Origin of the sequence: Intrasporangium chromatireducens Q5-1 (assembly GCF_000576575.1) — a bacterium.
Lineage (GTDB): Bacteria > Actinomycetota > Actinomycetes > Actinomycetales > Dermatophilaceae > Intrasporangium_A > Intrasporangium_A chromatireducens.
Genome location: NZ_AWQS01000140.1, coordinates 1 through 9996, shown reverse-complemented (window position 1 = coordinate 9996; position 9996 = coordinate 1). Strand labels below are relative to the sequence as shown.

General features: G+C 69.5%; 10 protein-coding genes. All 10 read left to right on the top strand.

What is annotated here, in order from left to right; genetic code table 11:
* Positions 1–118 precede the first annotated feature (118 nt).
* Entirely contained in the window at positions 119–1390 is a 1272-nt protein-coding gene (locus N864_RS14865; protein WP_034718392.1) for an aspartate kinase, read from the top strand.
* Between the two features lie 33 nt (positions 1391–1423).
* Positions 1424–2809, top strand: a complete 1386-nt coding sequence (locus N864_RS14860; protein WP_034718389.1) for an FAD-dependent oxidoreductase — start codon at positions 1424–1426, stop codon at positions 2807–2809.
* Between the two features lie 125 nt (positions 2810–2934).
* Positions 2935–3927: a TIGR03885 family FMN-dependent LLM class oxidoreductase gene (locus tag N864_RS14855; protein WP_051518624.1), complete on the top strand. Its 993-nt coding sequence runs from the start codon at positions 2935–2937 to the stop codon at positions 3925–3927.
* Positions 3914–5572, top strand: a complete 1659-nt coding sequence (locus N864_RS14850) for an alpha-amylase family protein (protein ID WP_034718386.1) — start codon at positions 3914–3916, stop codon at positions 5570–5572. The genes N864_RS14855 and N864_RS14850 overlap by 14 nt, the downstream gene beginning before the upstream one ends.
* Positions 5573–5576: 4 nt before the next feature.
* Positions 5577–6224, top strand: a complete 648-nt coding sequence (locus N864_RS14845; protein ID WP_034718383.1) for a UdgX family uracil-DNA binding protein — start codon at positions 5577–5579, stop codon at positions 6222–6224.
* Between the two features lie 80 nt (positions 6225–6304).
* Positions 6305–6484 (top strand): hypothetical protein, encoded by a 180-nt coding sequence (locus N864_RS14840; protein ID WP_034718381.1) that lies wholly within the window; start codon positions 6305–6307, stop codon positions 6482–6484.
* A gap of 51 nt (positions 6485–6535) precedes the next feature.
* Positions 6536–6691, top strand: coding sequence for a DUF6131 family protein (locus N864_RS25510; RefSeq protein WP_169735979.1), 156 nt, complete (start codon positions 6536–6538; stop codon positions 6689–6691).
* Between the two features lie 144 nt (positions 6692–6835).
* Complete coding sequence (locus tag N864_RS14835; protein ID WP_034718379.1) at positions 6836–8224, top strand: ABC transporter substrate-binding protein; 1389 nt, start codon at positions 6836–6838, stop codon at positions 8222–8224.
* The gene (locus N864_RS14830; protein ID WP_034718377.1) at positions 8217–9167 is read left to right on the top strand and encodes a carbohydrate ABC transporter permease; all 951 of its coding nucleotides are present in this window, start codon (positions 8217–8219) and stop codon (positions 9165–9167) included. Before N864_RS14835 ends, N864_RS14830 begins: the two co-directional genes overlap by 8 nt.
* On the top strand, positions 9164–9996 hold an 833-nt coding region (locus tag N864_RS14825; protein ID WP_034718374.1), incomplete at its 3' end, for a carbohydrate ABC transporter permease. The genes N864_RS14830 and N864_RS14825, both read left to right, overlap by 4 nt.

The window sequence follows — 9996 nt, the reverse complement described above, 5'->3', positions numbered from 1 at the left end:
CAAACTCCGCCGGAGTTTGCGCTCACTCGACGTCTCAGGGGGCGACCGGGCGGGGTGCCGCGGCGGCGGCCGTCCCTAGAATCGACACGGCCCAAGTCGAGTCGTCCCGGGAGTCAGTGTGAGCCTCGTCGTCCAGAAGTACGGCGGATCGTCCGTGTCCGACGCCGAGGCGATCCGGCGCGTCGCGCGCCGCATCGTCGAGACCCAGCGCGCTGGCAACAAGGTCTGCGTCGTCGTCTCGGCGATGGGGGACACGACGGACGACCTGCTCGACCTCGCCGAGCAGGTGACGCCCGCACCGCCGGCCCGCGAGCTCGACATGCTGCTCACCTCCGGCGAGCGGATCTCGATGGCCCTCGTCGCGATGGCGATCGCCCAGCTCGGCGCGGAGGCCCGGTCCTTCACCGGCTCGCAGGCCGGGGTCATCACCGACGAGGTGCACGGCCGGGCCCGGATCATCGACGTGACCCCGGGTCGGATCCAGAGCGCCCTCGAGGCCGGGCACATCGCGATCGTGGCGGGCTTCCAGGGCGTCAGCCAGACGACGAAGGACATCACGACGCTCGGGCGGGGCGGCTCGGACACGACCGCCGTCGCGCTTGCCGCGGCCCTCAAGGCGGACGTCTGCGAGATCTACACCGACGTCGACGGCGTCTTCACCGCCGACCCGCGCGTCCTGCCCAGTGCCCGCAAGCTCGACGTCGTCTCCATGGAGGAGATGCTCGACCTCGCCGCGAACGGCAGCAAGATCCTGCACCTGCGCTGCGTCGAGTACGCCCGCCGCTACGGCATCCCCATCCACGTCCGCTCGTCCTGGTCGCAGAGGCCGGGCACGTGGATCAAGGACAACCCCTACGAAGGAGAAGGCGCTGTGGAAGCACCGATCATCACCGGCGTCGCCCACGACAAGGGCGAGGCCAAGATCACGATCGTCGGGGTGCCCGACGAGGTCGGCGCGGCCGCCACGATCTTCGGCGCTATCGCCGAGGCCGAGATCAACATCGACATGATCGTCCAGAACGTCTCCGCGGCGCAGACCGGCAAGACCGACATCTCCTTCACCCTGCCGCAGGGCGACGGCGCCAAGGGGATGAGCGTGCTCCAGGGCGTCAAGGCCCAGGTGCCCTACGAGGACCTGCGTCTCGACGACGCCATCGGCAAGATCTCGCTCGTCGGCGCGGGCATGAAGTCGCACCCGGGTGTCTCGGCCCGGTTCTTCAAGGCGCTCGCCGACGCCGGGATCAACATCGAGATGATCTCGACCTCCGAGATCCGCGTCTCGGCGGTGACCCGGGCGGACCAGGTCGAGGACGCCGTGCGAGCGGTCCACACGGCCTTCGGGCTCGACGCGTCCGAGGAGGCCGTCGTCTACGGGGGCACCGGCCGCTGACGCGCCCTCCCGGCGAGTGGGTAGGGGAGCCGGATGGAGCACGAGAGCGTCTGGCTCGCCACGGCCGACCGACCCGAGCACCCACCCATCGAGGGGCGACTCTCCGTCGACGTCGTCGTCATCGGTGCCGGCATCACCGGCCTGACGACCGCCCTGCTCGCGCAGCAGTCGGGGGCGCAGGTCGCCGTCGTCGAGGCGCGTCAGGTCGGCTCGGGCACGAGCGGCGGCACGACGGGCAAGGTCACCTCGCAGCACGGCCTCATCTATGCCGACCTCGTCGAGCGGCACGGGTTCGACCAGGCCCGCCGCTACGCCGAGGCGAACCAGGCCGGACTGGAGCGGGTCGCGACCCTCGTCGGTGAGCTCGAGCTCGACTGCGGGTTCACCCGGGCACCGGCCTTCGTCTACACCCGGTCCGACGACCTGGCGCACCGGGTCGCGGCAGAGGCACAGCGGGCGGCGGCCCTCGGGCTGCCCGCCCGCCTTGGTCGGGACACCGGGCTGCCCTTCGAGGTGCCCGCCGCGGTCCGGTTCGACGAGCAGGCCCACGTTCACGCCGGGCGCTACCTGCTCGGCCTGGCCAAGGCGTTCACGGATGCAGGTGGCCAGCTGTTCGAGCGCTCCCGCGTCACAGACATCGACGACATCGGCGACTCCGCCGTCGAGGTGACGGCCGAGGGGCACGCGGTCCGCGCCGAGCACTGCGTCGTCGCGACCCTCCTGCCGCTCGGTGTCACCGCGGGGTGCTTCGCCCGGACGACCCCGGTGCGGTCCTACGGCCTGGCCGTGCGGCTGCGCGGTGATGCGCCGACGGCGATGACGATCTCGGCCGACTCGCCGACCTACTCCACCCGCCCCTGGCCGGACGCCGGCCCGAACGGCCTCATCGTCGTCGGGCAGGGCCACGACGTGGGTGCCGACCTCGACACCACCGGGCAGTATGCCGCGCTCGAGCGGTGGGCGCGCGCGACCTTCGACGTGGAGGACGTCGACTACCGCTGGTCGGCGCAGGACTACACGACGACCGACGGGCTGCCCTACGTCGGCCGGGCGCCGTTGCACCACCGGGTCCTGCTCGCCACCGGCTACGCCAAGTGGGGCCTGACGAACGGCACCGCCGCCGCGATGATGCTGACCGACCTGCTCGCCGAGCGTGAGTCTGCCTGGCTGCCCGCCTTCGACGTCGGCCGGATCGGCGACGTCGCCTCGGTGATCGAGACCGCGAAGGCCAACCTCGCCAACAGCGCGCACCTGCTCGCGGACCGGAGCCACGACGCCCCGAGGTGCACGCACCTCGGCTGCCGGCTGCACTGGAACACCGCCGAGACGAGCTGGGACTGCCCGTGCCACGGCTCCCGCTTCACGGACCGGGGCGAGGTCATCGAGGGCCCCGCCGTCCGCCCGCTCGACCTGCCCTGAGCAGCCGGCTGAGCGGCATACCTGGCTGGTATGCCGCTCACCGGGCGCCTCCTCAGCCGTGCCTTCCCGGTCCGGCGCGAGACCCGACTCGTTTTGGTTCGGCGTAGTCGGGCAGGTGACGAGTCATGGCGACGATCGGGTTCCACTGCGCCCACGAGCAGGTCGCCCCGTCGCAGCTGCTCAGCGACGTCGTCCACGCCGAGGCCGCCGGCTTCGGCGCGGCGCTGTGCTCGGACAGCCTGTCACCGTGGACGACGCGGCAGGGCCAGGCCGGGCACGCGTGGTCGTGGCTCGGTGCCGCGCTGGCGCGGACCAGCCTCAGCTTCGGCGTACTCACGACGCCGGGACAGCGCTACCACCCGGCCGTCCTCGCCCAGGCGATGGGGACGCTGGGGCAGATGTTCCCCGGCCGGTTCTGGGCCTCGCTCGGCTCCGGCCAGGCGATCAACGAGCACGTGACCGGCGGGGGGTGGCCCCGCAAGGAGCTGCGCGAACGGCGCCTCGTCGAGTGCGTCGACGCCATCCGTCTGCTGCTCGCCGGCGAGGAGGTGAGCCACGACGGCCTCGTCGCGATCGACCGGGCGCGGGTCTGGTCCCGTCCGGATGCCAGCCCGCCGCTCCTCGGCTCGGTGCTCACCGAGGAGACCGCGCACTGGCACGCCCGCTGGGCCGAGGGCCTCGTCACCGTCGCGCAACCGCACGAGCGGCTCCAGGCGATCACCGCGGCCTACCGGCGGGCGGGCGGCCGCGGCTGGCTCGCCCTGCTCGTCCACCTCAGCTGGGCCCCGACCGAGGACGAGGCGATCGCGGTCGCGATGGAGAACTGGGCGGCCGGCGTCTTCGGCCCGCCCCTGCTGCTCGACGTCGAGACGGCTGAGGGGTTCGACGAGCTGTCCCGCCACGTGACGGAGCGGGACGTGCGCCGCGTCGTGCGCGTCTCCGCCGACCCGGAGCAGCACGTCGACTGGATCCGGGCCTATCTCGAGCTGGGCTTCGACGAGGTCTACCTGCACTTCGTCGGCCCCGGGCAGCACCACTTCATCGACGCGTTCTCCACTGATGTGCTGCCCGCCTTCACCGACGAGCCCGAAGAAGGGAGCGCCCATGCGCCCGAGTGACACCGCCGACCTGTGGTGGCGCAACGCCGTCATCTACTGCCTCGACCCGCAGACCTACCTCGACACGGACAGCATCGGGCAGGGCGACCTGCAGGGCGTCATCAACCGGATCGACTACCTCGCCGAGCTCGGCGTGACCTGCATCTGGCTGATGCCCTTCTTCGAGACGCCGGACCGCGACGACGGCTACGACATCTCCGACTTCTACGTCGTCGACCGCCGGCTCGGCAGCCTCGGCGACTTCGTCGAGCTGGTGCGGATGGCACGCTCCCGCGGCATCCGCGTCATCATCGACCTCGTCATGAACCACACCTCGGACCAGCACCCGTGGTTCAAGGAGGCGCGCAAGAGCACGACGAACCCGTTCCGCGACTACTACGTCTGGCGCCCGACGCCGCCGAGGAACGCCAAGGAGGGCGTCGTGTTCCCTGACGTCGAGCAGAGCACGTGGGCACTCGACGAGAAGACGGGCGAGTACTACCTGCACCACTTCTACTCGCACCAGCCCGACCTCAACGTGGCCAATCCCCGGGTCCGTCAGGAGATCGCCAAGAACATCGGCTTCTGGCTCGAGCTCGGGGTCGCCGGCTTCCGGGTCGACTCCGTGCCGTTCCTGTTCGACAACGACGGCGTGGTCGAGGCCGGGGCGCACTACTCGGCGATCCAGTACCTGCGCGAGATCCGCGAGTTCGTTGCCCGGCGTTCCGGGGACGGGGTGCTCCTCGGCGAGGTGGACCTCGACTATGACGGGCAGCTCAAGTGGTTCGGTGACGAGGCCGGCGACGGCCTGCACATGCAGTTCGACTTCATGACGACCCAGCACCTCTTCCTCGCTCTCGCCCGGCAGGATGCCCGGCCGCTCGTCGAGACGCTCAAGCGCCGCCTCGACCTCGGGATCACGAACCAGTGGGCCACGTTCGTGCGCAACCAGGACGAGCTGACCCTCGACCTGCTGAGCGAGAAGGAACGCGAGGACGTCTTCGCCGCGTTCGCCCCCGACCCCGACATGCGCATCTATGACCGTGGCATCCGGCGCCGGGTCCCGCCGATGCTGCAGGACGACGCCCGCACCCGGCTCGCCTACGTCTTCACCTTCTCGCTGCCCGGCTCGCCCTGTCTCTTCTACGGGGAGGAGATCGGCATGGGGGAGAACCTCGACATCGAGGGGCGGTTCGCCGTGCGGACCCCGATGCAGTGGAGCCCCGAGGGTGGCTTCTCGCAGGCGCCCCGCAGGCGCTGGACCCGGCAGATGCCGCAGGGCGACTGGGGTCCCAAGAACGTCAATGTCGAGAGCCAGCGGCGCGACAACGACTCGATGTGGCGCTTCATGCAGCGCCTCATCCGCGCCTACCGGGAGTCGCCGCAGCTCGCCTGGTCCACCCTCGAGGTGATCGACCAGGACAACCCCGCGGTCGTCGCCCACCTCTGCCGGTCGCCCGAGAACGACTGGACCATGGTTGCCGTGCACAACTTCGGCGAGCGCGGGGCGCTGGTCGAGCTCGACCTGCCGGGAACGGACGAGGTCGGGGTCCTCGTCGACCGGTTCGACGGCAGCCGGCTGCCGTTCGCCGAGGGCGGCCTCGCCCGCGTCGAGGTCGGCGGCTACGGCTACCGCTGGTTCACCATCGAGCAGCCCCGGTCGTGACCCGATGACGAAGCGGAGCGACTACCCCGGTGCCGGCCCGTGGGTGCCCGACGAGCCCGACGAGGACCGACTGCGGTCGGCCGTCCAGGAATGCCGAGGCTGCGACCTGTACCTCGACGCGACGCAGGGTGTCATGGGCGACGGCCCGGTGCCCGCGCGGCTGATGCTCGTCGGCGAGCAGCCGGGGGACCAGGAGGACAAGCAGGGCCTGCCCTTCGTCGGACCGGCGGGGCGCTTGCTCGACCGCGCCCTCGGCGAGGCCGGCATCGACCCGGCCGGGGTGTACAAGACCAACGTCGTCAAGCACTTCCGCTTCAAGCGGGACGGCGGCAAGCGGATCCACAAGTCGCCCGTCCGCTGGCAGGTCGCGGCGTGCGAGCCGTGGCTGCTGACCGAGCTGGGCCTCGTGCGCCCCGAGGTCGTCGTGCTGCTCGGTGCGACAGCCGGGCAGGCCGTGTACGGCTCCGGGTTCCGGGTCGGTGCGGCGCGCGGCACCCCGACGCCCTGGCCCGAGCAGCTCGGCTCGCTCGAGGCGCCACCGACGACGGTCGCCTCCGCCCACCCCTCGTCGGTGCTGCGGTCGAGGCAGCGTGACGCCGACCTCGCGGCGCTGGTCGCCGACCTCGTCGTGGCGCGCGAGCTGCTCGGCTGACCCTCCCCACGGTCTTCTGCCGGGGTTTGCCGGGTGCCACAGGGGGAACGGGGTGAGGAACAGCTCGGAGGAGGTACGAGATGAAGGACCAGTTCGGACTGATCCTCCTCGTCATCATCGTGGTCATCCTCGTCGGCGGCTTCGCCCTCCTGTCGTGGGGGCGCCGCCCCCGCACGCCGAAGGGGAACGAGACGACGGCCCAGCACGAGGCACGCCGCCACGAGGACGAACGTGAGGAAGGCCGACAAGAGCGCGATTAGGAGAGCCGTCTCGGGGGTACTGCTGAAAGGTCAACCGAACTAGGAGGCTTCATGATCATCCTCGGGATCATCTGTTTGATTCTCGGCCTGATCCTCAAGATCAGCATTCTCTGGACGATTGGGATCATCCTGCTCGTCATCGGGATCATCCTGTGGGCGCTCGGGGCCGCTGGACACGCCATCGGGGGACGATCTCATTGGTGGTGAACCCACCTTCCGCCGCGCCACGGACACGGCTCGGCTGACCACATGCGGTCCGGCACCTCGGTGTCGGGCCGCTTGTGTTTGTCCTGAGTGCTGCCCGGGTACTGCCGTCCCACGCGCTTTGACGTCGAAGACTGGAGGGGTGTCATGCGGTTGAGGAACTTCGTGGCGGTTGGCGCCGTGGCGTTGCTGGCCGGCTGTGCCGGCGTCGGTGGGGGCGGCACCTCGGGTGGCGGCGGCGGAGCTGCCAGCGGCGGTGCGAGCGGCGGCGGCGAGTTCAGCGGCAGCCCGACCGGCACCCTGCGGATCATGGGCTTCGGTGGCGAGGACGAGGTCGCCCAGGCCCGGGTCGCGGCGTTCAAGGCGGCCTACCCGAAGGTCGACGTGTCGCAGACGAAGGGCAGCTTCGACGCACAGCAGTTCCTCACCGCCCTCGCGAGCGGCAACCCGCCCGACGTCGTCTACATGGACCGCAACCTCGTCGGGACCTATGCCGCGCAGCAGGCGATCGTCCCACTCGAGTCGTGCGTCACCGGGCAGCAGGTCGACACCAGCCAGTACCGCGAGGCCGCCCTCAAGACCGTGACGCTCGGCGGCAAGCTCTACGGCATCCCGGAGTTCTACGTCGTCGTCGTCAACCTCATCGACGGTAAGGCGCTCGCGGACGCGGGCCTGCAGACGAGCGACATCCAGACCAAGGACTGGCAGGCGCTCAAGCAGACGAGCGACAAGCTGCACCAGGCCAAGGGCGGCAAGATCAGCGCGATCGGCTTCGACCCCAAGCTCCCCGAGGACTTCCCGCTCTGGGCGATGGCCAACGGCGCCGACCTCATCAAGGAGGACGGCTCGCCGAACCTCAACGACCCCAAGGCAGTCGAGGCGCTCGACTTCGCGGCCGGGCTCGTCAAGGAACAGGGCGGCTGGGCCTCGTTCAAGGCGTTCCGCGACGCCCATGACATCTTCAGCGAGAACAACCCGCTGTCCGCGCACGCCGTCGCCGCGTTCCCGATGGAGAACTGGTACGTCAACGTGTTGCGCGACTTCATCCCGAAGGGGCTGAAGCTGCAGTCGACCTCGTTCACCGACCACGACGGCAAGCCGGTCAGCACGGTCGGCGGCAACGCCTGGGTGATCCCCAAGGGCGCGAAGAACCCGCTCGCGGCGTGCGCCTGGGCCAAGACGATGACGTCCAAGGAGACGTGGCTGAAGGCCGCCGACGCCCGCATCGCCAAGGTCAAGGCCGACAAGAGCTTCTTCACCGGCCTCTTCACGGCCAACAAGCCCGCCGACGAGGAGATCAAGGCCAAGTACCTCAAGGACGTCCCCGACCCGGGCTTCGAGCAGGCGATCAACAACTACTACGCCACCCTCGACGTCGCCAAGGCGCTCAACGCGTCGCCGGCCGGCTCCGAGATCGACGCCGCGTGGCGCAGCGCCGCCGAGAAGGTCCTGACCGGGATGCCGGCCCAGTCCGCCCTCGACCAGGCGCAGAAGGAGGCTCAGGCGGCCTACGACAAGGCGCGCAAGAATGGCTGAGCACGTCGTTCGGACGGCGCGAGGCATCAGGGCAGGACGCGCGCGAGGATCGTTGCAGCGCAAGGAAAGCAGAGCGGCATACCTCTTCCTCCTGCCGTGGATCTTCGGCTTCCTCGTGTTCACCGCGGGGCCGATGGTGGCCAGCCTGTTCCTGTCCTTCACGGACTACTCGGTCGTGCGCCCCTCCGAGCCGGTCGGGCTCGCGAACTACCAGCAGCTCTTCGACGACCCCCGGGTCGCGAAGTCGCTGTCCAACACCTTCGTGTATGCCGCTCTCTTCGTTCCCATCGGCACCGTCGTCGCGCTCGGGCTGGCGATGTTGCTGCACAAGGTCGGTCGCGCGAAGGGGCTGTTCCGGACCGTCTTCTACCTGCCGGTCATGACGCCCGCGGTGGCCGCCGGCGCGATGTTCCTGCTGCTGCTCAACGGCCAGACGGGCCTGGTCAACCAGGTGCTCGGCTGGTTCGGGATCGACGGGCCGAACTGGACGACCGACCCCGCCTGGCTCAAGGCGTCGCTCGCCATGGTGAGCCTGTGGACCGTCGGCGGGACCGTCGTCATCTACCTCGCGGCGCTCAACAACGTGCCGAAGCAGCTTTACGAGGCGGCCATGCTCGACGGTGCCGGAGCGGCACGACGCTTCTTCCACGTCACGCTGCCGATGATCTCCGGTGCGCTCTTCTTCACCGTCATCACGCACACCATCGCGGCGATGCAGATGTTCGACCAGGCGTACACGATGTTCTACGGGCCACAGCAGAAGGCGAGCGCGTCCGACGAGTCACTCGTCTACATGGTCTACCTCTTCCAGAACGCCTTCCAGTTCTTCAAGATGGGCTTCGCCTCCGCGATGGCGTGGCTGCTGTTCGTCATCATCCTGGTCATCACGGTGATCCAGGTGAAGGTCGGCAACCGGCTCGTCTACTACGAGGGGGACCGATGATCACCCGCCTGCGCGGCCTCACGCCGGCGACGCTGCTGCGGCTGCTGCTGCTCACCGCCGCCTCGGTCGCCTTCGTCTACCCGCTGGTCTGGCTCGTCAGCGCGTCGCTCAAGCCGAAGACCGAGGTCTTCGACAACAAGCTCGTGCCCGACCACATCCAGTGGAGCAACTTCGTCGAGGTCTGGAACGCCGGACCGGTCCTGCAGTGGCTCATCAACTCGACCGTCGTCGCCCTCATGGCGGCGGTCACCGTGACGATCTCGAGCGCGGCGGTGGCCTTCGGCTTCGCCTACTTCCGGTTCCGGCTGCGCGGCGTGCTGTTCGGGCTCGTTCTGTCGACGATGATGCTGCCCGGCGCGGTGACGATGATCCCGGTCTACCTGATCTGGAACAAGCTGGGCTTCGTCGACACCCAGGTGCCGCTGTGGGCCCAGAACCTCTTCGGGTCGGCGTTCTACATCTTCCTGTTGCGCCAGTTCTTCCTCGGCGTGCCCCGTGAGCTGTTCGAGGCGGCGCGGATCGACGGGTGCAGCTTCTTCGGGCTGTTCCGCCGGATCGCGCTGCCGCTGTGCCGGCCCGCCCTCATCATCGTGTTCGTCTTCGAGATGCAGGCGAGCTGGTCCGACCTGATGAAGCCGCTGATCTACCTGCAGACCGAGCAGTACTTCACCATGCCGCGCGGGCTGAAGCAGATCATCGACGCGTTCGCATTGTCCGGCGAGTACCACTGGGAGATCGCGATGGCCGCGACCCTGCTCGCGACGCTGCCGATGATCGTCGTGTTCGCCTTCGCCCAGCGCCACCTGCTCGACGGCCTCGCCCTCTCCGC